The following is a 24,463-nucleotide window of genomic DNA, read 5'->3' as shown; positions in this document are numbered from 1 at the left end:
TGTCCTTATTTTTTCTTATCCCTTTCTATGCTTTTCCCCGCCCTCTTTTCATGCTATAATAGAGCCATGAACGATATCGAATTAAAAGACGGCGAACGCGTCAACCAACTATTTTCAAGCGATGTGAAAATCATTCAAAACAGAGAAGTTTTTAGCTATTCTATTGATAGTGTCCTTTTGTCACGTTTTCCTAAGTTGCCCAACCGTGGTCTGATTGTTGATCTTTGTGCCGGCAATGGCGCTGTCGGACTCTTCGCTAGCACGCGCACCAAAGCAACCATCGTTGGAGTGGAGATACAAGAAAGACTCGCCGACATGGCAGAGCGTTCCATCCAATTGAATGACCTCTCCGACCGTATGTCCATGATTACCGATGATTTAAAAAATTTGCCCCACCATTTCCCTGGTAGTAAAATCGACCTTATTCTCTGTAATCCTCCCTACTTTAAAGTGGACGAGCATTCCAATTTAAATGAGAGCCCTCATTATTTGCTAGCCCGTCACGAGATCACCACCAATTTGGACCAAATTTGTCAAGTGGCCCAACGGACTCTCAAGTCCAATGGCCGACTCGTCATGGTGCATCGTCCGGATCGCTTCTTAGATATCATCGAAACCATGAAACGCTTCAATCTGGCTCCCAAACGGATTCAATTTGTCTATCCCAAGGTTCATAAAGATGCCAACATGCTTCTCATTGAGGCCATTAAAGATGGATCGCGGGATGGTCTAAAAATTCTTCCTCCACTGTTTATTCATGAGGAAGATGGAAGCTATACGCCGGAGATTCATGAGATTTATTATGGAAACTAAAGCTTATATGTATGTAGTCCAGTGTGCGGATGGGACCCTCTATACTGGCTACACCACCGATATCGAGCGCCGTATCAAAACTCACAATGCTGGCAAAGGCGCCAAATATACCCGTCCTAGACTTCCTGTGACCTTGATCTACCAGGAGTCTTTTCCCGACAAAAGAGCTGCTATGTCAGCCGAGGCACTCTTTAAACGGAAGAGCCGAGAGGAAAAACTGACCTATATCAAGCATCAACAATCCAAGATAGATCCCGAACAAAAAAACACCTAGATGGTGTAACAATCATCTGTTTGCATGCTAAAAGGAGCTCCCAAGAGCTCCTTTTTTTAATTATCTAAGATTCGTCATCAAGGGTCTTTAAAAAAGCCCAATTCCCAACGCTTTGTTTCCCATAATCTAGCACCATAGAATCTAATAGGACGAATTCATTTTTTTCATAGAAGAAGACATTTTGTTGCGTACTAGTAATCAAGCCTAGACGCTTACAACCTTTGGCCTTGACGTAAGGTTCAATCCCGTTTTGGAGAAAATGACTACCAACCCCTTGACCCTGAACAGTTGGGCTCACAGCTAATATCATTAGATACCAATCAAAGTTTCCAGATTTTTTTAAATGTTGCTCCGAACGCTCCACTAGGTCCAGATATTTCATCAATTTCCAAGGGCTAATGTAACGGAACAATTTGATAATTCCATTTAGTAGGTAAGAGACCATTGAGAAATCTTTTTGTTGCAAGAGCCCTACTGCTATAATTTCTCCATCTCGTTCAGCAACTAAGCACGTTTCCCCTTTGATGTAGAGCTTGACTAACAAGGTATGCAATAGTTCAATAAAAGCTGGAAAGTATTCAGGCTTTTTTAAATCTTCTTTAATGACGGTTAAAAATGGATAATTCATAAAAGCATCAGCACAGACTTTTCCAATTAGCTTGTACTCATCTAGCCTTGCTTCTCTATATACGATCCTTTCCATACGCCAACTCCTTCATTCTAATAAAACTATTATACTCTAAAACACTCTTATTTTCGATTGTAATGTGAAATTATCACATAAACCCTTACAAATTAGAAGCCATTTGAATAGTGAATGAAAGCTTAATCAGATTTATGAACATTGGGAACCAATTTTTGATGAATGACGGAACTACTCCTGCATAGAAACAAAAAAATAGTCCTTCTAGATTTTTCTAGAAAGACTATTTGATACGTTAGGAACTAAGGAATTAAATACGCTCTTTCCAAGAAGTTGCGACTTGGTCTAAGACTTGGTTGAGCTCTTCAATGTTGCGACGACCTTCTGTACGGAGCCATTCACGAGCTGCTGCTTCGCCATTCTTGATGTAGGCTTCTACAGATCCAGCCCAAGTTGCACGACCACAAAGGACCCCGTTGAAGTTCGCGCCTGCTTCATGGGCAAAGACGAGGGTTTTTTGGAAGAGTTTTGCAGAAACACCGGCACTCAAGTAGATGTATGGAAGGTTGGTTGCTTCTTCTTGTTCTTTAAAGAAGGCTGCCGCTTCTTCACGGCTATGAACGATTTCTCCATCGCCAAAACCTTCAACGTATTTGACATTGACTGGCACTTCTACCTTCAAGACATCGATGTTGAAGCGTGGGTCTGAGAAGACTTTCATAGCTTCGATGACCTTACGAGGTTTTACTTTCGCATATTCTACAGAACCTGCATCCGCAATAGTTTCATCATAAGCCAAGATTTCAAGGAAGAATGGAATTTCTTCTGCAGCACATTCTGAACCGATGCGTTCGATATAGGCTTGTTTTTCTTGGTTGAGTTCTTCTGCACTATCCACATCATAGTAGAGCAAGAATTTCACTGCATCTGCGCCCTGTTCTTTGATGCGTTTAGCTGACCAAAGGTTAAGGCAGTCTGGCAGACGTTTAGTGCTAGAAGTGTCGTAGCCGGTTTTTTCATAAGCCAACAAGAGACCTGCTTCTGCATCCAAGACCTTGGTTGCTGGAAGTCCATACTCAGGGTCCAAGAGCATAGAAGATGCGAATGGCGTCAATTCTTCAGCCACCAAGACCTTCAATTCTTCCATTAGAGCTACTGTTGGTTCTGTGTCTTGATATTGAGCCATGAGGCGTTTCAAGGCACCACGTTGGTCAAAAGCCAAGGCTGAGATTACACCCTCTTTGGTGCTCAATTTTTCTAAATAGTTGCGTTTTTGTTCTGTTAATACCATCTTATACCTCTTTTACAATTATATTCTGATACAAATCATCGTAGTGGGCCATATTGACATGCCCTGTTATCTTTTCTTGGGCATTTAGCATCCCTAAGACCATAGCATGGGTCAAGAGGGCCGCGTCATCTTTTCCGCTACTGAGGGCAGCAGAGATCCCAGCCACGGTTGAATCTCCAGATCCCACTGGATTGACCACTTCTATTTTTGGAATATCGACCTTATAGAAGCTGTCTCCATGTTTGGCAAAGGCACCATCTCCACCTAAGGAGACGATAATCCATTCGATTCCTTCAAACAGTGGGTCTTTCAAAACTACTTTTAAGTCCTCAAAATCCGCCGAAACATCTCGTCCTAAGAGTTGAGATAATTCTTCGCGATTGGGTTTAATCACCGTTGGTTTGAATGGTGAGTGAAGGACCGCTTCTAAAGATTTGCCTGATGAATCAAGTACAACCTTGCGTCCTGCTTCTTTTGCAATCTCAATTAGGCTCGCATAATAGTCCACTGGTAGCCCTGTAGGAAGACTCCCTGAAATAGCAATCACATCCGCTGTCGGCATGAGGAGTTTGAAATGATGAAGGAATCCTAAACCTTCCGTCCGGATAATTTCTGGACCCGCTTCTAAGATTTCTGTTTGATTTCCTTCATGCAAGATGGCGATACAGTTCCGCGTATCTCCCAAGATATCATAGAAGAAGGATTGGACATCTCGTGGAAGATGGGTCTTGATGAATTGACCATTGGTCCCCCCAACAAAACCTGTTGCTCCAACTGTTTCACCGCTCTCAGCTAGGACACGGGTGACATTTAACCCTTTACCACCAGCCGTCTTAGAAACTTCCGACACACGATTCACAGTATCCAACTTTAATTCTTCCAAGGGATAAGAAATATCAATGGAAGGATTCAAGGTGACAGTTAAGATCATAAGCTCACCTCTTAGTCGTGGTATTCACCACGATCCCATTTTTCAAGGAATTCTGTAAAGAAGTCTGCATCTTCTTGGTGATCATTATGGGTTTCCAAATGTTGAATCTTGGCAATCAATTTCTTGTTTTCTTCACTTGGTTTGTATTCTGCATGAATGAAAGCTTCAATGATATCACACATGAGCAATTCACCGGTTATTTTCCCACCAAAACCAATGACATTAGCATTGAGTTCTTCTTTTGCATAAAGAGCCGTTGTCATGTCGCGTACCAAGGCTGAACGAATTCCAGGAACCTTGTTAACAGCGTTGTTAATTCCAACACCAGTACCACAGATACATACTCCAAGATCAGCTTGACCACTAGCGACTGCTTCTCCGACTTTTTTCCCAAAAATTGGGTAGTGGGTACGCGCGTGGTCATAGGTTCCGAAGTCAAGAACTTCATAACCTTTTGATTTCAAAAATTCAGAAACAGCCATTTTTTCATTTGTGACAATATGGTCACATCCAATTGCAATTTTCATTCGTTTACTCCTCCCCTTAGCACATCTTGTTGAGCATATCGACACGGATTTGGTGGCGACCGCCGTCATACTTACCGTTTACAAAACCTTTGGCGATATTTTTGGCCAATTGGTCACCCACGATTTGAGCGCCCATGGTGATCATGCGAGAATTGTTGTGGCCACGAGTCATGTAGGCAGAACGCTCATCTGAAACTTCTGCCGCAACCATTCCTTTAATTTTAGTAGCGACCATGAATGGACCAGCACCATAGGCATCAATGACGATACCAAGATTGTCTTCTGCTTGTTTGACTTCCTTAGCGACAGCCAAGGTCACATCCACAAAGTCTTGCCCTTCTTCTGTCACATCCACTACTTGGAAACCTTCTGCTTCCAAATATTCTTTGACTACTTCTTTTAAGCGGATACCTGCTGCATCCGCACCAATAATAACTGACATATTATGCTCCTTCTTTTAATTCATTTTTCAATCAAATACAGAAACTTCTATATTCAACAACATTATTATCTATAAAATTTCGATTTCAAAACTTAGTTCAGCTGCTTGACCTGCTGGCAAAAGTCGAACTTGCTTTTTATATTCCAAATAATCACTCTCTTCAAGGGAAGTGGATAAACCAGACCAAGGTTCTAATGCGATAAATGGCCCTTTATTTGGCGTTGTCCAGATAATCAAGTTTGAAAAATCTGGAAAATGAAGACTTACCCCCTTCTCGTGCTTTTTAGAGCGAAGGGTCACCCTTCTTGATTGTAAGCAATCTAAGGTGATGGCATCCTTTTGGAAGAGATCGTAATCGAGATTTAGGATTTTCTCTTGCTGTAAGAAAGGTGTCCGATCAAAGACATTTAGCAAGCCTGTCTCTGGATAGGATTTAGGAATACTACAGGTCTCTTCTTGTTCGAATTCCAGGCAGTAATCTTCAAACCCTTCATCCGCCAGTAACGGACAATTAAATCCTGGATGGCCACCAACGAAAAAGGGCATGACTCCTTCCTCCCCAAGATGGTAAACCCGATAGGTTACTTGAATCTTCTTACCTAGCAATTGATAGGAAATTTCTAATCTGAAATGGTAGGGATATTGCTGATACATTTCTTCCGTATCTTCTATCCCAAAAGTCACCCGATCTTCTGTTTGCTCTACCAGCTCAAAGTTTTTCTTGCGAACCAGCCCGTGGCGAGGGATCTTCCCAACACCTTGAGGGCGATACAAGGTCGTATCATTTCGAACCGAACCACAGATAGGAAAGAGAACTGGGGCTTGGCCACTCCAATACTGAGCATCACCCTGCCAAAGATATTCGATACCATCCCGATCTTTGATAGAGGCCAGCTCACCACCTAACTCCTTGAAACAAACTTCCAGATCATTATTTTTTAAAGCTATCCTCATATTTCACTCCTTAGCATGTTATTTTAGAGAAAAAACTAGGCTACCCCTCCATGTCTGGAAAATTGATACCCTAGTTTTATCAAGTTACATATTTAGGAGCGGATTATTTTGCATTTGCTGTGTATTCTTCGTTACGTTTGATCATTTGTTTTCTATACCATGCAAAGATTCCAACGTAGAATGCTAAGAAGGCAACAACACCAACAATAGCTTTGATGTCTCCTGTAGTTGCGTTACCAATAGTCCAACCAAGAAGTTTTTCAACTGGTCCTTCAAGAGTTGAGTGAGTAATCAATTGAGCTTTATCAACTCCTTCTGGGAAGGCATTTACACTTTTCGCCAATTCAGTAGCAAATGGTGCGATAAGAGTACCTGAAAGAAGGAAGAGTGGCAACAAGAGTGTTCCAAATACGATCATACGGATCAATTTACCACGTGTAACAACCAACAAGGCTGGAGTCACACCCATAGCGATGATCCCTGCAAGTGGCAAGATACCATTTCCGACTTTAGAAAGAAGTACTGCTTCGATCAACATAATTGGTGCAAGTACGTTGGCACAAGCCCAGATTTCAGCACGACCAGCGATAAATGGCCAGTCCAAACCGATGTTGAATTTACGTCCTTGAAGACGTTTAGTAGCAACATTTGTAATACCTTGTGACAATGGTTCTACCGCTGCAATGAACCAAGAACCAATCAATGAGAACAATTCCAAGCAGACACCGGCAGTCAAACCAAGGCTCAACCAACCTTTAATAACCAATTCCCAAGTTTTAGCATCAGCTACATTAGGATCAGGATGTGGAGTTCCCATCAAACCAATAATGATACCGAGAAGGAAACCGATAAAGAATTTAGATCCCCAGAAACCGATCTTCTTGTTCAATTTAGCTGCGTCAAAGTCGTATTTATCAAGACCTGGGAAGAATTTGTCAAAGATTTTATCCAAAACCATGATGATTGGGTTCATCATGTAGTTCATGTGAGTTGATGTCATTGGTGAAGAGCTAGGTGCATTCAACAAGTCATCAAATGTTGGTTTCATCAAGTCTGAGTTGATGATCTTCATAATCCCTACTAGGACTACTGCTAGAGTGGCAACGAAGAGAGAAACTCCCGCGCTAACTCCATTTTTATCAGCATACCATTTAATCAAAAGACCTGTGATAGACAAGTGCCAGATATCAAAGATGTCAACATCAAGTGTGTCTGTTTTCTTCATTGCAAGCATGACAACGTTGACAACCAACATAACTAGCAAGAAGTAAAGTGTCCAGGCAGACCCCCAAGTGATGGTCGCAAGTGGCGCCCAACCTACGTCTGTGATATTCAATTGAATACCAGTGTTCTCAACGAATTTTGCAAGAGACGCTGAGAAAGCTCCATTCAACATACCGATGATTGCACCGATACCAGTAAGAGCGATGGCAAGTTTAATACCACCTTCAAGCGCTTTGGAGAATTTCACTCCAAACAAAAGTGCCAATAGAGTTAGGACGATCAACATGATGATCGGTGCACCCATATCTAGAATGGGTTTGAAAAACTTATTGGCAAAATCGATAATGCCATTCATAATAAATCCTCCCGATTTATATTTTTATATTTTACAAAATTAAGAATGTCAGCAATTTCCAACATAGGAATCACTTACAAAATATAGATGAAGAAATTAGCTTAAGCCGTGTTCTTTGATTGCTGCTTCGATATTGTCATATACCGGAGCGCTCATTGCTGGGATACGGAACAAGATTGGACCAGCTTCAACTACTGGAATACCAGGATCAAAGCCTAAATCTGTTGCAGCGATTGGTGTAAAGATATCATAGCCTTTAATCAAGTCTTCATTGACATCTTTTACCATTACCGCATCACATTGTACATCATATCCACGGTTTGAAAGCTCTTCTTCTAGAGCACTTTTGATTTGGTGGCTTGAGTTAACCCCTGCACCACAGGCAGCTAAAATTTTAATCATTTGAATGACCTCCATTATAAATATATTTAATTGTTACTATTAAGCAATCGCTTCTGTGATATAGCGATATAAGTCTTCTTCAGTTTCCAATTTCGACATGTTTTCAAGATTTCCGTTTGTCGTAAAGAAATCCATCAAATGCGCCAAAATGTTTGTTTGGCTGGAACTAGAATTGTTAATGATGAAGAATAAAAGAGAAACTTCTACTTCTTTATCAGGTGCGATCATATTGTGGAAGGTTACCGGATTTTTCAATCGAACAACTACAATATTCTCTGTCAGGTTATGGATGATATCCGTATGAGGAATCGCTACATTCGGAAGATCCTTTCCTAGAAATTCCATATCTAAACCAGTAGGGAACGATTTCTCTCTTTCTTTTAATGCAGCTCGATAAGAATCTGTCACAATCTGACGTTCTTCCAATAAAGTTGCAACTTGGTCAAACAATTCCTCTTGATTCGCAACATCTAGGCAAAAGACTAATTCCCGATTAAACAGTTGATTTAATCCCATTTTTTCACCCCTTCCACTTTTAAAATATCTTTTAATTACATGATAAGTATATCACTATATGAATGCGCTGTCAATTACAATATGTAATTTTTTGTTCTTTTTTGTTTATTTTTTATAGATTTATTTATAACCCCTCCCCTATTTAAGGATATAATAAAGACCAGAATCTGCTTGAATCCTGGTCTTTTAGCTCTTTCTTTAGGAATCTTTACAAAATTTTTGTATAAGAATTGTATTTTTCTCGCACCTTTTTAGAGATAGAATGATCGGTAATCACCGCATCTAAATCATCTAGACGGTAAAAAGCATAGAAAGAATAGCTATCAAACTTACTGTTATCTGCTACTACATACTTTTCAATGGCATTGTTAAGAATAATTTTATTGCCGTTTCCTTCTTCTTCGTTTGCAGTCATTGCTGTATGACCATCAATTCCATTTACCCCGATAAAGGCTTTCGAAACCTTAATTTCCTTTAAGAGTTTATTTGCAAACTGTCCTACAAAGGTCTGTGTCTTGACCCTATATCGACCTCCCACTAGGATAATGTCATAATTGGGTTGGTCTTTTAATTTTTCAAAAATAGGTAGGGAATTGGTTACAATACTGACATGTTTCCCTTCAAGATAATCGCCAATAAAGTCTGTAGTGGTCCCTGCTCCAATAAAAATTGTATCGCCTTCATCGATCAAAGCCGCACATTTTTGAGCAATTTCCCTTTTATCTTCCACGTTCAACATGTTCTTTTCTGTATGGGAGACTTCTGTCAGACTATCCTTGATTTTTCGATGGGCCCCTCCATGAACACGAACCAATAATCCTTGTTCCTCTAAGTCCATCAAATCACGTCGAATAGTCATATCGGTTACACCCAAGAAATCGCTTAGATCCTTAACAGAGACTACTTCGTTTTTGTCCAACTCTTGTAAGATTGCTACATGTCTACTCTCTTTCATATGACGTCCTACTTTCCTATTTCTGCTTTCATTATACTATAATAGTGATCATTTTCAATAAGAAACAAACATTTTGTCCAATTTTTTCTATATTAACCACTTATTTTGTTGATCATTTTTGTAGATAAATTAAACTTTTTGTTCATTTTTTAAAAAAAAGTAAATTTTTTTTAGCAAATCTGTTGACAGGGCTCATAAAAAGTTGTATTCTTAATATGTTAACAGAATTGGTAACGCTACCACAGAGTGATAGCAAACGTTTTGTTTACGAATTTCGGTCTCCTTATAAATATACAAGGGTAAACAGTTGTTTACCCTTGTATTTTTTATTTATCTCCTTTGTTCCGAATCACAAAGCCTGTTTTCTTCTCGCTTGAAGTATTACGAGGTTTTTTATGATCCTTGCGGTAACGCTTCTCTTTGTCAAAACGATCATTGGAACGACCACCCTTTCGGTAGTCATCACGACGACCATTGCCGCGACGATCACGATCTCGACGGTCATCACCAAGTCGTCCACCGCGACCAGACTTGCCTTTTCTGCCAAATCCACCACCAGATGGTTTAAATGGTAATGGTTTCTCACGCGCAATTTCAACTTCTGGAAGACTGTCTGGATCCTGAACTGTCAAGCTAAGGATGTACATGGCCAATTCTTCTGGGCTGAATTCTGCAGCCAATTTACGAGCGTCTTTTGCAAATTTTTCGAAGTTACCTCGAATAGCTTCATCAGCAAAATCACGTTCAATCTTCTTCAGTGCAACCTGCTTCTTAGCTTGGAAGGCTTCTTCTGCTGTCGCAGGTTTGAGACCTTTCATGCGTTTCTTAGTCAAGTTTTCGATGATTTGGAGGTAGCCCATCTCATTTGGTGCTACGAAAGTAATCGATTGACCTGACTTACCAGCACGACCTGTACGGCCGATACGGTGAACATAGCTTTCTGAATCTTGTGGAATATCATAGTTGTAGACATGGGTCACACCAGAAATATCCAAACCACGAGCCGCTACGTCTGTTGCTACGAGGACATCCAGATTGCCATTTTTGAAATCACGAAGGACACGAAGACGCTTGTTTTGGTCAAGGTCTCCATGAATTCCTTCAGCACGGAAGCCACGGATCTTCAGACCGCGAGTCAACTCATCTACACGACGTTTGGTACGACCAAATACGATCGCAAGCTCTGGCTGCTCCACGTCCATGAGACGAGTCATGGTGTCAAATTTTTCTTGTTCTTTAACTCGGATATAGTACTGGTCAACTAGTTCTGTTGTCAACTCTTTGGCAGCAATCTTCACATGCTCAGGGTCTTTCATAAATTGAACCCCGATGCGTTTGATAGCTTCAGGCATGGTTGCTGAAAAGAGTAAGGTTTGACGATTATCTGGGACACGAGAGATAATGGCTTCAATATCTTCAAGGAAGCCCATGTTGAGCATTTCATCTGCTTCGTCAAGGATAAGAGTTTCAATGTACTGTAGTTTCAAGGCCTTGCGTTTGATCAAGTCTAGGAGACGACCAGGCGTTCCAACTACGATATGAGCACCTGATTTAAGAGCCTTGATTTGTTTTTCGATACTTGAACCACCATAAACAGAACGGACTTTTACACCCTTGCTTCGACCAAAGCGGAAGAGTTCTTCCTGACTTTGTACAGCTAGTTCACGGGTTGGCGCGATGACCAAAGCTTGAATGGTCTGATCTTCTGTACGAATTTTTTCAAGGGTTGGCAAGCCAAAGGCTGCAGTTTTCCCTGTACCTGTTTGAGCTTGTCCGATAACATCTTTTCCTTCAAGAGCCAAAGGAATGGTTTGTTCTTGAATAGGACTTGCTTCTACAAATCCTGCTTTATCAACTTCTGCTAACAATTCAGCAGATAAGTTCAATTCATTAAATTTCATGTTTTTCTTCTTTCTAAAGATGGTGCGAAGCCATCCTATAGCGCTTAGTTTATACTTTTCTTGTCATGACGTACTTTCAGTTTTCATGAAAGACCGTGTTGCTTCTTTTCCACTAAAGAAAAGTACTGCTTTTTTGCAACTTATCTAGTATACCATAGACCAGGGTTAAAAGATAGTAAAACGAAACAGGTTGAAAAGTTTTTAGTGGGTAACCCCTTTCAAATGAACTCTTTCCAACTTTGGTTCATTAGTATAACTCCTTATTTATTTCTTTTTTAAATTTGCAATAATAAAGAAGACTGAAAAGTCTCTTCTTTCATTTGAAGCACCTCACAAAAACAGCGTTACAATAGGCTTTCTAAAAATTTTTACTCACAAAAAATCCCCTTTTATTTTGGGATTATTTCCTTGATTTTTAAAATAAAAATATGTATAATGAATTTAGTATCTAGGATATTTCAGTATCATTAAAATGATTCATTCATTTAACTGATTCAACGATTCAATCCAATTATAAATTGTTTATAATCCACTCAGTACTTTTAAATCTACTCCTACTATTTCCAAGAAGATTTTGTACAGTCGATCACTTGTATCAAAACTGCCTCTTCTTCTTAGGGGAGGCAGAGTTAAAAATGAAGAATTTTCTGAAATAACTAAGATACGAAAGAGGTAAGGAATTTCTTCCCTACCTCTCTTTTTTTATCGTTTATGAGCAATCCAGCGCAAGATTCGTGATAAAATCAACCACAAGACGAAGCTAGCGATCGAAATATAAATCCAGGCATTGGGATCGTTTGTAAAGGGCAATGGAACGTTCATTCCAAAGAAACCAGTGACAACTGCTAAGACCGCTAAGAGGGCTTCTAAGATGGTCAAGGTTGTCAAATTATCATTCAGATTGTTATTCAGAATATTATTGTAGGAGCTAGACAATTGCTGCAAGACCTGAGAGTTTAACTCTGTCATGGAGGCCAACTGCCGGGCCTCAATCATGGCATCATCAAACTGTTCTTTTTCCACATCATCTAATTGACGATAGATCAGGTGAGCCTTGATATGTTCGAGCAACATGCGATTTTGCTTGGCCGCAGATACCAGATAGACCATACCCGTTTCCAAGTCCGAAAGAGCATAAAGGTTCTTACTGGTCGTGGTTTTTCGCAAGAGACGATTGATTTCGTCCTTATGTTTATCCAGACGCTCAATAATCGGATAATAAGCATTGCTGATCATCTCGAGGCCAGCAAATAAAAGTTTAAAGGTAGATAAGCTTTCATGAGCATCGACATAGCGCTCCATTTTTTCGATAACATAAGCATTATCCCGGTTACTGATGGTGACTAGTCGAGGCCCTTGAATAATAAAAGTCATAGGAATGGTTTCGTAATATTCCTTTTCCTTTTCCATATCCAATACATTATAGATAAAAGTCACAGTCCCATTTTCACGATTATAATCCATGTGGGCACGTTCATTTTTATCCAGTGCATATTCAATGGTTTCTTGATCAATATCATACTTTTGATACAACTGGGAGGTTTCCGCAATCAAGTCAGAATCAATATTAATCCAACTCCGGCCATCTCCTAACTTTCTTTCAACGAACATTTCGTTTCCTCTTTACCTTATCTGCCAGTGCTCCTACCGATCATCCAAAATCACTATACGAGTCCTGTCCTCATTCACTTATCAACGCAAAACAGCTGCTGCCAAAGCCTGCTGGATTTCGATGACACTATTATCACTCTTAAATTGGAGTGTTTCTGATGGTTCTACAGCTGATGAAACCCAAATTTTTAATTCAGCATCCAAATCAAAATGACCAGATGTTTCTACTGAAAAACGCGAAATAGAACGATATGGAAGAGATTTATAAGATGTTTTCTTCCCTGTCATTCCTTGCTTGTCCACCAAAATCAGACGGTACTCCGTAAAGACAATCAAGTCACGAATCAAGCTAAAAGCCAAGGTTACCTGCTCACCTGGAACTAGGATATCCCCTAAATCTTTTTCAACCTTATCGACATCCTTTTGAGAAGCATTGCCCATCAAACCTGCAAAAATACCCATGATTATTTCCTCCACAACTTGTGCATTTTCTATCTTTATAACTATACCATATTTTTTGCGAGTTAAAAAGTTGCAGGAAGTTTTTTTAGATAGTATAATGTAAGAGTCACAAGAGGAGCAATTGCTGAGATTGGCTAGCTTGGATACCAGAGGTGTTCGTTACTGGCCTAAACTCTTACCACCTGATCAGGTTAGGACCTGCGTAGGGATGTGTCTCAAAACAGAATGAAATAGAGAACTTCTATGACGTCGTTTTGGTGTGGCAACAAATGAGCCAATCAAAACGATTGGTATAGGAGGTTTTTTTATGTCGAAAACTACGGTTCGACCAATGATTGAGGTCGCTCTCTTAGCGACCATTGCTTATATTTTGGATTTGGTTACTCAACCCATGTCCTTAGGTCCTTGGATTTCTCTATCCTTTAAAATGGTTCCTATCTTTCTCCTTAGTTTCCGCTGGGGCGTCAAGGCTGGTGCCATGGGGGGATTCATCTGGGGACTCTTGCAAGTCGTAACGGGGGAAGCAGCTGGTGGTTGGTTGACTCCAATCCAAGGTTTCTTAGAGTATTTTGTAGCCTTTAGTCTAATTGGACTGAGTGGAACTGTCAAACCTGCGCTTGACAAGGCTATCAGAGATAAAAAACGAGTTCAGACACTCACATATATTACTGCCGGAGTCGTCTTAGGTGGTTTTGCACGCTACCTCATTCACTACATTGCAGGGGTCATCTTCTGGGGAAGCTATGCACCAGCAGGCCAAAGTGCCTACATTTATTCTCTTGTTGTGAATAGCTCTTCCTTCTTAGGGGAGACCATTGCTAGCCTCATTGTCTTCTTTATCTTACAAGAATTTTTAGGAAGACTCCTTATTACAGAACAATAAAAACCAGCTCGCTTGAGCTGGCTTTTTTAATTTATATATTCTATTCCCAAAGTGAACCAAGAGACTAGTTAGCTAGCCTACAAAATAGTGGCTAGCGTCCAACAATTAGGGACTTTAGTTCCAATTGTTGGTGCTGAGTTACATCTTTTCCTCTAACTCGACATCTGGATACTTATCCGCAAACCAGCGGAGGGCAAAGTCGTTTTCAAAGAGGAAGACTGGCTGGTCAAAGCGGTCCTTAGCCAAGATGTTTCGGCTTGAAGACATGCGCTCATCTAAGTCTTCTGGTTTGATCCAGCGAACAGTCTTTTTACCCATTGGGCTCATGACCACTTCTGCATTGTACTCATTTTCCATCCGGTGTTTAAAGACTTCAAACTGGAGTTGCCCGACAGCACCTAACATGTATTCACCTGTTTGGTAGTTGGTATAGAGCTGGATGGCCCCTTCTTGCACCAATTGCTCAATCCCTTTGTGGAAGGATTTTTGCTTCATGACATTCTTAGCAGATACCTTCATGAAGATTTCAGGGGTAAAGGTTGGCAGTGGTTCAAATTCAAACTTGTTTTTGCCCACTGTCAAAGTATCTCCAACCTGATAAGTACCGGTATCGTAAACCCCGATGATGTCCCCTGCTACAGCATTGGTGACATTTTCACGGCTTTCGGCCATAAATTGAGTCACGTTAGATAACTTAGCGCCCTTACCAGTACGAGGAAGGTTAACACTCATACCACGCTCAAATTCACCCGATACAATACGGACAAAGGCGATGCGGTCACGGTGACGAGGGTCCATATTGGCTTGGATTTTAAAGACAAAGCCTGAGAAATCCTTGTCATATGGATCAACAAGCTCTCCGTCAGTCTTCTTGTGGCCATGTGGTTCTGGAGCAAACTTGAGGAAAGTTTCTAAGAAAGTCTGTACCCCAAAGTTCGTCAAAGCTGATCCGAAGAAGACTGGTGTTAATTCACCCGCAAGGATGGCTTCTTCTGAGAATTCATTTCCTGCTTCATTCAGGAGTTCGATATCCTCTTTCACTTGTTCGTAGAATGGGTTGCTGGCAAAGAGCTTATCGCCATCTTCTAGACTGGCAAAGCGTTCATCCCCTTTATAAAGTTCCAAACGTTGGTTATAAAGGTCATAGAGTCCCTCAAAGGCTTTCCCCATCCCAATCGGCCAGTTCATCGGGTAACTTGCGATGCCCAAGACCTCTTCCAATTCTTGCAAGAGATCCAGTGGCTCGCGACCGTCACGGTCCAGCTTGTTCATAAAGGTAAAGACTGGAATGCCACGGTGTTTGACAACCTCAAACAATTTCTTGGTTTGGGCCTCGATACCCTTGGCAGAGTCCACCACCATGACGGCAGCATCCACTGCCATCAAGGTCCGATAAGTATCTTCTGAAAAGTCCTCGTGCCCCGGTGTATCAAGGATGTTGACGCGTTTGCCATCATAGTCAAACTGCATGACAGATGAAGTTACCGAAATCCCACGTTGCTTCTCGATATCCATCCAGTCAGACTTGGCAAAGTTTCCTGTTTTCTTTCCTTTTACAGTACCAGCTTCCCGAATCTCTCCCCCAAAGTAGAGCAACTGCTCTGTAATCGTCGTTTTACCAGCATCCGGGTGGGAGATGATGGCAAAGGTACGGCGTTTTTTAATTTCTTCTTGTACGTTCATGTTCCTATTTCTTTCTCTTCTTATTTTCTGACAAGTTTACAAATTCATCTCTACATCGGATTTCTCCTCAATTTCTCTATCTGTCCTATTATAGCGAAAATAGGCACTTTTTTCAACGATGATTCTTCTTTGAAATCAAAAAGGAAGACTAAAATCATACGATTCTAGTCTTCTTCAATTATATTGAATTACTTACTTTAACCCGCTCTCTTCTGCGACTGAAAAATACATTAAAGAGAAGCAAGGCTGCTGCTAGGATGCTGGAAACCACGACATAATTCACCAAGAGACTATCCCCTTTGATAATTGGTGGTCGCGCCATGAGTCCATAATTGCCTCCAGTGACTTGGTTGACTCCCACAAGGAATAAATCCAAGACGAAAGTATAAAGAACAATTTCTCGATTTTTTAAGAGACTCGAATCATAGAATCTCAAGAGATAAATCAAGGAATTAACCAAGAGACAGTAATGCCCTAAGAGAAAAGAAAAGCTCGTAATATGAGGGAAGGTATAGGGATCAAAGACCGGATAACCCAAGGCAAAGATCGCCCCACTGACTCCCATCAAGGCAAAGAACTGCTTGCTCTTCCATTGGTCTGGCAACAACAAGACAGCAAACATGGCCAAACGGCAATGATACAAGGGTAAACTATTGGACCAGGGAAGTTGAAAAGCAAAATACCAGATATAGAGACAGATCAATTGAAATATTTGTAAGTTTCGAAAGATCTTCCGGAATTGTTCATTTTGATAGTAACGTAATGAAGCCCAAACTGCCATTAGGATTAAAAGAACCATGACCCCATACCAAAGGAGCGGGATAACAGGTGGTGCAGTGGATTCAGTTGTAAAAAAATGATGCATACGATCTCCTTATTAAACGGATTCAGATGTTCTTTTTCTTTTCTTACTGGACTTAACGATCGCATTGATCAGGATAAGGGTCCCTGTCATCAGGATGGTCACGATCAAATAGTTGAGCACAAGTCCATGATCACCAAGTACAGGAGGACGACGCATAAAACCATAATTTCCACCTGTTACAAGATTCGCAAGCTGAATAATAGCATTAACCCCAAAAGTCATCTGACAGATTTTCCAGGCATCCCTTGCTTCCACCTGGTAGGATTGAACCAGATAGATCAAGCAATTGGCCAAGAGGGCCCAGTGACCAAAGACATTGTTGATCGAGGATACGTGAGGAAAAGGATAGGGATAAAAGACGGGATGAACCAAAGCCATGATAGATCCAAAGACACCAACAAGAGCAAAATATTGCTTGAATCTTCCCCTAGGAGCAAACAGAATGATCCACATGGCCATTCGGCTATGGTAGAAGGGAAGACTCTCTGAAACAGGCAAATGTGCTGCAATATACCAAGCGTTGATAATCAGCAACTGGATCAATTGCCCCCAATACCAAAAGTTTTGATAGCCTTTGGAAGAGGCAAATCGAATAGACAGAAGCCCCACCACTACCAATGATGTCGGCAACAAGAAATACCAAACCCCCAATTGAGGAGGAGCCGTTGGTTGACTGGTGAAAAATAAATCCCAAAGAGTCATGTCTTCCTTACCTCAGCTCATCTAATTTCTATTCCGAATGCGAACCGACAGTCTCTTCAACCATCTTGTATTTGTACTTATAACGTTGGTTGACTAAGAAAATTCCAGCCACCATCACAAAGCTAACCAAGAGGTAGTTTAAGAGAGCACCGTGGTCGCCAATGATTGGTGGACGCCGTAAGAAGCCATAATCTCCTTTCGTCAAAACATTTATCAAGAAAATCAAGGCATTCATGCCAAAAGTGGTCTTGAAAATTCTCAAGCTGTCTTGTTTTTCAGATTGATAATGATCCTGTAGGTAAATCAAACTATTGGCAAGCAAGGCCCAGTGACTAAAAATCAGATTCAACACAGTGATATGAGGGAATGGGAAAGGATCAAAGGCCGGATACACCAAGGCCGCAATCGATCCTAAAACTCCCAAGAGAGCAAAATATTGCTTGATATAGGTCCCTTTAGGGGCAAAGAGAATCACCAACATGGCCAAGCGGCAATGATAAAAAGGCAAATTATCCGTCAAAGGCATGTGGGCGAGAATATACCAAGCATTGATGGTCAGGACTTGGATCAACTGTGCCCAATACCAAAAGCGTTGGTAGCTTTTGGACTGTGCATATCTGATGGAAAAGTAACCAACCACCAACAAAGAGGCCGGCAGAATGAAATACCAGAGACCAAACCCAGGCGGGGCTGATTTTTGGTTTGTAAACAATAAATCCCAAAGTGTCATTTTCACATTCCTTTAATTTATAGATCGTTTTTAATCACAATACAAATCTCGTTTCCCATCATAGACCTCCCAAAGGAAGTTCAATTGTTCTTCTGTATTGCGCTTGGTAGAAAGAGCAGGTATTTTTTCTCTCTCAAAAAAGGCAAGGTCGGAAATTTCCTGATTCTGTTGAAAACTTCCATCCAGCAATTCACATTCAAATACCAATTTCACATATTGGCGACTTTGCAATTGGTAGCGATTGGTATCAAATACTGCCAACAACCGATTGACACGTGCTACATAGCCCGTTTCTTCTTGGATTTCCTTTAAAATATTTTCTTTAGGAGAATAGCCAACCTCACCAAAACCACCCGGCAAAGCCCAGGTCTCTTCTCCCTGACCTTTCACCAGACAAAGTTTTCCATCTTTGACAATCCAAGCCCTAACATCAATTAAGGGGGTGTCATAATAGTTTGTCGGTCGAAACAAATCCGATAATTCTTGTGAATTCAAATCAGTCGCTTCTCTGACGAGATCCTGTAAAATGTCACGAATATCCTGATAGCGCTCTTGATCAAATGGATCTTTTGAGAACGCTAAGCCTGTGTTGGTGATTGAAATCAAGCGCTGAATGTTCTTTAGCACATTATTACTCGCCATTCTCCAACTCCTCTACCAATTTGGCTAGATTCATAGAATTGCTTCCCTTGATGAGGATTTGGTCCAGCTCTTTTAAGCTTTCCTTGACTTGTTTGACCAGGTCCTCAAACTGGTCTTCCTCAGCGGTCTTTTTGAAATAATAGACATGTCCGAGTGGGAACATCTGGCTCGCTAATTGAGCCAAGCCCGCAATGTCTTGACCGTAGAAAATAACGGTATCCAAGACATCCGGTGACAGGCTGAGAATCATTTGGTTGTGCAGATCAATGGATTGCTCCCCGAGTTCTTTCATATCTGCCAAGACCGCTAGCTTGCGGCCATTTGAATTGGCAGGAATAGTGGAGAAGGTTTCTAAAATTAAGCGCATAGCCGTCGGATTGGCATTGTAGACATCGGATAGGATATCCGCTCCGTTACCTGCCTTCTTCCATTCTGTGCGGTTCTTAGTAAGTTCTAGGCCTTTAAAGCTTGCACGGATGGCTTCTTCACTGATTCCTTCTTTCAAGGCAACATAGGCCGCAATCATGGCATTGGTCGCATTGTATTTACCTGTGACAGGTAAGTCAACAGCATCTGATAAGAAGTTCGCTTCAAAGGTTAGGCTGTCCTTGCGTTCCTCCAACTTGGTAATGCTGATGTCTGCTCCTTCACCAAAGCGCACAAGCTCTTGTTGGCTCGGTAAAAAATCCTCGACAATGGGATCGGCCGGCACTAGAAGCAAGCCACCAGCTGGCATCCCATCCGCAATTTGCAATTTTCCTTTAGCGATTTCTTTGCGATCTTTGAAAAACTCCAGGTGAGCTTCCCCAATAAGGGTCACGATTGCTGCCTTTGGATGCGCAATTTCTGAGAGAAGATGGATATCTCCCAGATGGTCCTGCCCCATTTCAAGGACAAGCTTCTCTGTCCCTTCTGGCATATGGAGAACCGTATAAGGAAGGCCAATTTCGTTATTGTAGTTCCCTTGTGTTTTATAGGTTTTGTAGGTAGTTGACAGCAATTGAGCCAACATATCTTTGGTCGTTGTCTTACCGTTTGAACCGGTGACCGCCAAGACATCTACTTGACTCTTCTCCAACACATATTGGGCTAATTTTTGAAAGGCCGCTAGAACATCATCTACCAACAAATAAGGGTGGCCTTCTACTTCTTTTTCAGACAAGGTCGCTACAGCCCCATTTTCAAAGGCCGTCTTGATGAAATCATGCCCATCACGCGCCCCCTTAAGAGGGACAAAAAGGTCTCCAGGCCCAATCAAACGGCTATCAAATTCAGGCTTGGTAAAGTCTACATCTTCAAATTGACTGATATCATTGCGAGCAGCCAGGACACCTGCTACTTCGTGCAAGGTTACATTCATGGTATTCTCCTCTAAAAAGGGGGAGCAGGAAGAAAAGCGACTCCTCTATGAGTTGACTTCATCTCCCACTCCCGCTAGGAACAGATTCTTACAGTAAGTGTGCTTCGCGTTTTTCGAAAGTTGCTTTTGCCAACTCGACCAAACGCTCGATCAAATCAGGATAGGACAAGCCCATGTTGTCCCACAACAAGGGATACATAGACCATTGGGTAAAGCCAGGCATGGTATTGAGCTCATTCAAGTAGATGCCCTCATCCTCTGTGTAGAAGAAATCACAACGGGAGAGACCTTTCCCACCAATGGCACGGAAGGCCAATTCGGCATTCTGACGCATGGTCGCAGCAACTTCTGCAGGAATTTCAGCCGGAATCGCCATCGTAATCTTATTATCGATATATTTGGCTTCGTAGTCATAGAAGGCTACATCTTTGACCACCTCACCAGGGAGGGTGCTCTTGACATCGTAGTTACCCAACAACCCCACTTCAATTTCGCGCGCCACAACCCCTTGCTCAACCAGAACACGGCTATCATATTTAAAGGCCAATTCCAAAGATTGACGAAGTTCTGCCTGGTTCTCTGCTTTTGAAATCCCGACACTAGAGCCCATATTAGAAGGCTTAGTAAAGACCGGATAGGTCAATTCTGTTTCTATTAAAGCAATTTTAGCTTCTAGGTCATCTCCTTCAAGAACAGCCACATAAGGAACTTGTGGAATCCCTGCAGATTCTAGGACCCGTTTGGTGGTAATCTTGTCCATCGCCACACTAGAAGAAAGGATATCACATCCCACATATGGAAGTTTCAAGACTTCTAGGAAACCTTGAACCGATCCATCTTCTCCCATTGGTCCGTGAAGGACTGGAAAGACAACCGCTCCTTCTTGGTAGATACTGCTCGGAGATACTTTAGCTTCCCAATCAATGGTCTCGTTGGTCATCAAGCGTTCTGTTTCAGCAGGCTTCTCTTCAAAGGTTTGGGTCTTGATGAAGTCTCCCGCCTGAGTAATGAAATAGGTCTCAACAGAATACTTGTCATAATTAATCGCCCGCATGACGCTTTCAGCTGAAAGTACAGACACTTCGCGCTCTGCGCTACGGCCACCATAAAGAAGTACAATTTTTTCTTTTGCCATTGTTTGGTCCTAATCCTTTTTTTAATTTTGTGCTTTCTGATTGACTTGTCAGAAGCACTCCTCACAACCAAGTTCGTCCCTCTAGTATACCACACTTTAAAAAGAAAGAAAACGAGAGAGAACACCTAAAAAACAAAAAACCGGAGGGGTTCCTCCAGTTTCTGTAACCGCTTATAACTCGGTTCGATTTTCAATAGCTCGAAGAAGGGTCACTTCGTCCGCATATTCGATATCGGCTCCGACAGCTAATCCACGTGCTAGGCGGGTCACTTTGATGCCAGCTGGTTTGAGGACGCGAGAGATATACATAGAAGTTGCTTCCCCATCCGCGGTTGCATTGGTCGCCACAATTACTTCTTGGACCTCATGATCCATTAATCGTGTGATCAAGGACTTGAGGTTAATATCATCTGGTCCGACCCCATTCATGGGCGAAATCAAGCCATGAAGGACATGGTAGCGACCGTGGTACTCCTGAATATTCTCCATGGCTGACACATCTCGACTATCTTCTACCACTAAGATGGTCGATGGATCGCGCGTCTCGTCTCGACAAATGGCACACTCTTCTTCATCTGTTAGATTCCCACAGATGGAACAATAGCTTAATTCCCGCTTTGCTGACAAGAGATTCTTGGCAAACTCATTGACATCGTCATCACTCATTCCGATGGTATAAAAGGCCAGACGAGTTGCTGTTTTGATCCCAATACCAGGGAGCTTCGAATAACTTTCAATTAATTTTGCGATAGGTGTTGGATAGAGCATAGCTTCCTTTCTAATTCATAGGATGTTTTTGCTGGTAGAGATTGATAATCTCTCTGGTAATACTGTGACTAACAGTCGCTTGGAGATTAGTATTGTGAGGGAAGACGACTGCCACCGCAATCTGAGGATTTTCAGATGGGGCATAGGCGATGACATTGGTATTTACAGCAGGGGTCCCACCATTTACAAATGTTTCTGCAGTCCCGGTCTTCGCACTGATTGGAACGGCAGCTCCTTCTCCGATGGTTTTACCAGTTGTTAAGCCACTGGTTCCGTATACCACCTGATAAAAACCTTGTTTAATGATAGCTAGATTTTCGGGTGTTAGAGCTACTTGATTGAGTTCTCTTGTTGCAATCTCTTCTTTCAGAGGGCCCAAACCTCCCTTGGCATCATTCTCATAAATTCCTTGGACCAGGTGTGGCGCCACGCGTTTCCCATCGTTGGCAATGGTTGCAACATATTGAGCCAACTGCATAGGTGTATAGTTATCAAACTGACCAAAGGCGTCTGTTAGGTAATTACCAATCGTGAACTCTTTGGGAACATAGCCCGTTGATTCATTCGGAAGGTCAATTCCCGTCTCTGTTCCCAGACCATAAGAGGCAAAGGTCGAACGCAATTTGTTCATAGCTGGATCCAATTGATCTGTCTTCAAACTCATGTTTGGCTGATAGGGTTGGCCCATCAAATTAAGGGCAATCTGCACCATATAGGTGTTGGAAGAATATTCCAACGCTTGGACCGCATTGATTTCTTGGCTTCCAAACTGGGTGAACCATGAAGTGATAGGAGCTGAACCAGAAAAGGAGATTGGTTGATCCAATAGGACTTGGTTCCCAGAAATCACTCCATTTTCCCATCCTGCTGTCAAAGTCGCTGCTTTCACAACCGATCCTGGAACAAAGACATTGGTCACTGTCCCTAAAGCATCAGGGGTCAGATCTTGCGAACCAGCTTCATGTTTCATCCCCGCCATCGCAAGGATTCTACCCGTTTTTGGATCTAAGGCAACAGCATAGACACCTTCTGAGTAGGTGGCGTTGCCAGCGGCCAATTCTGCCTGGAAGGACTTCTTCAAGATGTCTTCCACTCCTCTTTGGAAATCCAAATCAATGGAAAGCTTGATATTGTTCCCTTTGCTTCCTTTGGAGAGGGTTTCGATCTTTTCGACATTGCCATTCTTATCCAAATGGATTTCTTTTTCAACCCGTTCTCCTTGGAGAACAGACTCATATTGTTTTTCTAAATAAGAAGTTCCGACGCGATCATTTAAGGCATAGCCTTTTTCCAAATAATCATCCACTTCTTCAGCTGGAAGACCGGCTTGCTCTGTCGACACACTACCAACGATGGAAGCCAAGGGACTATCAACCACTTTTCGATCCCAACTCGTAATCACTTCAAATCCTGGAAATTCTTTTAAATGATCTTTGACCGTCGTTACCTGCTCATCGGACATTGGATCGGTCACAATCGTAGCACTAGCAAAGTTTTCAACGGCATTCATTTGGCTAAATAGATAGATGGCCTTCTTTTCTTCTTCTGTATAGCCTAATTTTTCAGTCTCAATACTATCAACAGCATGCTGATAGATAGTTGCTTCTGGAAGTGGGTTGCCGTCCGTATCGATTCGTTCGTCTTTGGGCAACTTGTCCACTACCTCTTTATAGACTTCCGAATTTGCGAGATAAAAGTCGATCTCTTGACGCTTGGTGATTTGGGGATTCGAAACACTTACATAATTCAGAAGAAGCTGAGCTGTTTGACGCATTTCTTCTGCAGTAAACTTATTGCTTCGGGTAAAAGACAAGACCTTCTTGTCAACATTTTCTACCAGAGGCTGACCAGAAGCATCATAAATCTGTCCCCGGAGACTCCCTCTTGTTAAGTGTTTTTTGGTAGCTTTTGCCAATTTTTGTGTATAAAAGCCTTGATGAGTAATCTGCATATACCTTAGTCGAGCAATTAAAATCAAAAAGAGGGTACAGACTATACTGAATAACAAATAAAGTCGTCTAGTAATCCACCGATTATCAAATTTTCTCACCTTAGCATTCGCTTTTTTTGAACGTTTAGATTTTTGCGCCATACCTCTCCTTTCACTGTGATTCTCAGTCCCAGTCCCTAACAAGACATAAAAATAGGATAACTTTAAAGGGAATCTGAGGAATATTTCTATTTTAAACTCAACTTCCATTATAGCACATTTCATCCAGACACGAGTCGCTAGACCAGATAAAATAATCGTCATTCTGAACTCCTCGGCAAGCATTGTTTTATGCATATGCGGGAGGCATAGCTCTTGACTGCAAAATAGCTCCTTCCTCAAATCACAGGAGACAAGTGATAGGAGATTTTTTGGTATAATAGAAACATCGAAAAAGTTAGTAA

Annotated in this window: 25 protein-coding genes and 1 riboswitch; of the genes, 3 read left to right on the top strand and 22 right to left on the bottom strand. The window is 41.7% G+C overall.

Going from position 1 to position 24,463, the window contains the following annotated elements; all coding sequences use genetic code 11:
- The first annotated feature begins 66 nt into the window (after window positions 1-66).
- Window positions 67-813 carry a tRNA1(Val) (adenine(37)-N6)-methyltransferase gene (locus tag H8S88_RS04135; RefSeq protein ID WP_061563751.1) on the top strand — a complete coding sequence of 249 codons (747 nt, stop codon included), beginning with the start codon at window positions 67-69 and terminating at the stop codon, window positions 811-813.
- Window positions 803-1,087, top strand: a complete 285-nt coding sequence (locus tag H8S88_RS04130) for a GIY-YIG nuclease family protein (protein ID WP_048717147.1) — start codon at window positions 803-805, stop codon at window positions 1,085-1,087. The genes H8S88_RS04135 and H8S88_RS04130 overlap by 11 nt, the downstream gene beginning before the upstream one ends.
- Window positions 1,088-1,151: 64 nt before the next feature.
- On the opposite strand, the gene H8S88_RS04125 is transcribed toward H8S88_RS04130, so the two are convergent.
- The 13 genes from H8S88_RS04125 to H8S88_RS04065 form a co-directional block, all read right to left on the bottom strand.
- The gene (locus tag H8S88_RS04125) at window positions 1,152-1,790 is read right to left on the bottom strand and encodes a GNAT family N-acetyltransferase (RefSeq protein WP_023026591.1); all 639 of its coding nucleotides are present in this window, start codon (window positions 1,788-1,790) and stop codon (window positions 1,152-1,154) included.
- A gap of 250 nt (window positions 1,791-2,040) precedes the next feature.
- A complete protein-coding gene (gene lacD, locus H8S88_RS04120) occupies window positions 2,041-3,021 on the bottom strand; it encodes a tagatose-bisphosphate aldolase (RefSeq protein WP_236127972.1) in 981 nt (326 codons plus the stop codon).
- Window position 3,022: 1 nt separating this feature from the next.
- Window positions 3,023-3,952: a tagatose-6-phosphate kinase gene (locus tag H8S88_RS04115; protein WP_125335344.1), complete on the bottom strand. Its 930-nt coding sequence runs from the start codon at window positions 3,950-3,952 to the stop codon at window positions 3,023-3,025.
- A gap of 11 nt (window positions 3,953-3,963) precedes the next feature.
- Window positions 3,964-4,479, bottom strand: a complete 516-nt coding sequence (gene lacB / locus H8S88_RS04110; protein ID WP_023022658.1) for a galactose-6-phosphate isomerase subunit LacB — start codon at window positions 4,477-4,479, stop codon at window positions 3,964-3,966.
- A 16-nt stretch (window positions 4,480-4,495) separates the two neighbouring features.
- Window positions 4,496-4,921, bottom strand: a complete 426-nt coding sequence (gene lacA / locus H8S88_RS04105) for a galactose-6-phosphate isomerase subunit LacA (protein WP_023026584.1) — start codon at window positions 4,919-4,921, stop codon at window positions 4,496-4,498.
- A 69-nt stretch (window positions 4,922-4,990) separates the two neighbouring features.
- Entirely contained in the window at window positions 4,991-5,875 is an 885-nt protein-coding gene (locus H8S88_RS04100) for an aldose 1-epimerase family protein (protein ID WP_236127971.1), read from the bottom strand.
- 103 nt (window positions 5,876-5,978) lie between these two features.
- Window positions 5,979-7,454, bottom strand: coding sequence for a PTS transporter subunit IIC (locus tag H8S88_RS04095; RefSeq protein ID WP_061563747.1), 1,476 nt, complete (start codon window positions 7,452-7,454; stop codon window positions 5,979-5,981).
- A gap of 96 nt (window positions 7,455-7,550) precedes the next feature.
- Complete coding sequence (locus tag H8S88_RS04090) at window positions 7,551-7,856, bottom strand: PTS sugar transporter subunit IIB (protein WP_006148587.1); 306 nt, start codon at window positions 7,854-7,856, stop codon at window positions 7,551-7,553.
- Window positions 7,857-7,895: 39 nt separating this feature from the next.
- On the bottom strand, window positions 7,896-8,372 hold the full coding sequence (locus H8S88_RS04085; protein ID WP_048689142.1) for a PTS sugar transporter subunit IIA: 477 nt from the start codon (window positions 8,370-8,372) through the stop codon (window positions 7,896-7,898).
- Between the two features lie 208 nt (window positions 8,373-8,580).
- Entirely contained in the window at window positions 8,581-9,327 is a 747-nt protein-coding gene (locus H8S88_RS04080) for a DeoR/GlpR family DNA-binding transcription regulator (protein ID WP_125335340.1), read from the bottom strand.
- A 326-nt stretch (window positions 9,328-9,653) separates the two neighbouring features.
- Entirely contained in the window at window positions 9,654-11,228 is a 1,575-nt protein-coding gene (locus H8S88_RS04075) for a DEAD/DEAH box helicase (RefSeq protein WP_236127970.1), read from the bottom strand.
- Between the two features lie 702 nt (window positions 11,229-11,930).
- The gene (locus H8S88_RS04070) at window positions 11,931-12,839 is read right to left on the bottom strand and encodes a magnesium transporter CorA family protein (RefSeq protein ID WP_048789690.1); all 909 of its coding nucleotides are present in this window, start codon (window positions 12,837-12,839) and stop codon (window positions 11,931-11,933) included.
- Between the two features lie 81 nt (window positions 12,840-12,920).
- Complete coding sequence (locus tag H8S88_RS04065) at window positions 12,921-13,301, bottom strand: PH domain-containing protein (protein ID WP_006596927.1); 381 nt, start codon at window positions 13,299-13,301, stop codon at window positions 12,921-12,923.
- A 101-nt stretch (window positions 13,302-13,402) separates the two neighbouring features.
- Window positions 13,403-13,527, top strand: a riboswitch (TPP riboswitch).
- 81 nt (window positions 13,528-13,608) lie between these two features.
- Here H8S88_RS04065 and thiT point away from each other — a divergent pair.
- Complete coding sequence (gene thiT, locus H8S88_RS04060) at window positions 13,609-14,184, top strand: energy-coupled thiamine transporter ThiT (protein ID WP_061563745.1); 576 nt, start codon at window positions 13,609-13,611, stop codon at window positions 14,182-14,184.
- A gap of 138 nt (window positions 14,185-14,322) precedes the next feature.
- Here thiT and H8S88_RS04055 read toward each other — a convergent pair whose 3' ends face one another.
- The 9 genes from H8S88_RS04055 to pbp2b all read right to left on the bottom strand — a co-directional run bounded on the left by H8S88_RS04055 (window position 14,323) and on the right by pbp2b (window position 24,161).
- Entirely contained in the window at window positions 14,323-15,867 is a 1,545-nt protein-coding gene (locus H8S88_RS04055; RefSeq protein WP_125335334.1) for a peptide chain release factor 3, read from the bottom strand.
- Between the two features lie 178 nt (window positions 15,868-16,045).
- Complete coding sequence (locus H8S88_RS04050; RefSeq protein ID WP_125335332.1) at window positions 16,046-16,732, bottom strand: YwaF family protein; 687 nt, start codon at window positions 16,730-16,732, stop codon at window positions 16,046-16,048.
- A gap of 12 nt (window positions 16,733-16,744) precedes the next feature.
- Window positions 16,745-17,434: a YwaF family protein gene (locus H8S88_RS04045; RefSeq protein WP_061563742.1), complete on the bottom strand. Its 690-nt coding sequence runs from the start codon at window positions 17,432-17,434 to the stop codon at window positions 16,745-16,747.
- 28 nt (window positions 17,435-17,462) lie between these two features.
- On the bottom strand, window positions 17,463-18,164 hold the full coding sequence (locus H8S88_RS04040; RefSeq protein WP_236127969.1) for a YwaF family protein: 702 nt from the start codon (window positions 18,162-18,164) through the stop codon (window positions 17,463-17,465).
- 30 nt (window positions 18,165-18,194) lie between these two features.
- Complete coding sequence (locus H8S88_RS04035) at window positions 18,195-18,806, bottom strand: NUDIX hydrolase (RefSeq protein ID WP_048789696.1); 612 nt, start codon at window positions 18,804-18,806, stop codon at window positions 18,195-18,197.
- Window positions 18,796-20,166, bottom strand: a complete 1,371-nt coding sequence (locus H8S88_RS04030; protein WP_048789697.1) for a UDP-N-acetylmuramoyl-tripeptide--D-alanyl-D-alanine ligase — start codon at window positions 20,164-20,166, stop codon at window positions 18,796-18,798. The genes H8S88_RS04035 and H8S88_RS04030 overlap by 11 nt, the downstream gene beginning before the upstream one ends.
- An 88-nt stretch (window positions 20,167-20,254) precedes the next feature.
- The gene (locus tag H8S88_RS04025) at window positions 20,255-21,301 is read right to left on the bottom strand and encodes a D-alanine--D-alanine ligase (RefSeq protein ID WP_048789698.1); all 1,047 of its coding nucleotides are present in this window, start codon (window positions 21,299-21,301) and stop codon (window positions 20,255-20,257) included.
- A 171-nt stretch (window positions 21,302-21,472) separates the two neighbouring features.
- On the bottom strand, window positions 21,473-22,069 hold the full coding sequence (gene recR / locus H8S88_RS04020) for a recombination mediator RecR (RefSeq protein ID WP_006596694.1): 597 nt from the start codon (window positions 22,067-22,069) through the stop codon (window positions 21,473-21,475).
- 10 nt (window positions 22,070-22,079) lie between these two features.
- Window positions 22,080-24,161 (bottom strand): penicillin-binding protein PBP2B, encoded by a 2,082-nt coding sequence (gene pbp2b, locus H8S88_RS04015; protein WP_236127968.1) that lies wholly within the window; start codon window positions 24,159-24,161, stop codon window positions 22,080-22,082.
- Between the last annotated feature and the right edge of the window lie 302 nt (window positions 24,162-24,463).

This window comes from Streptococcus sp. GS001 (assembly GCF_021595565.1).
In the GTDB taxonomy this organism is placed as follows: Bacteria; Bacillota; Bacilli; order Lactobacillales; family Streptococcaceae; genus Streptococcus; species Streptococcus xiaochunlingii.
This window is presented reverse-complemented; position numbering and strand designations above follow the sequence as displayed.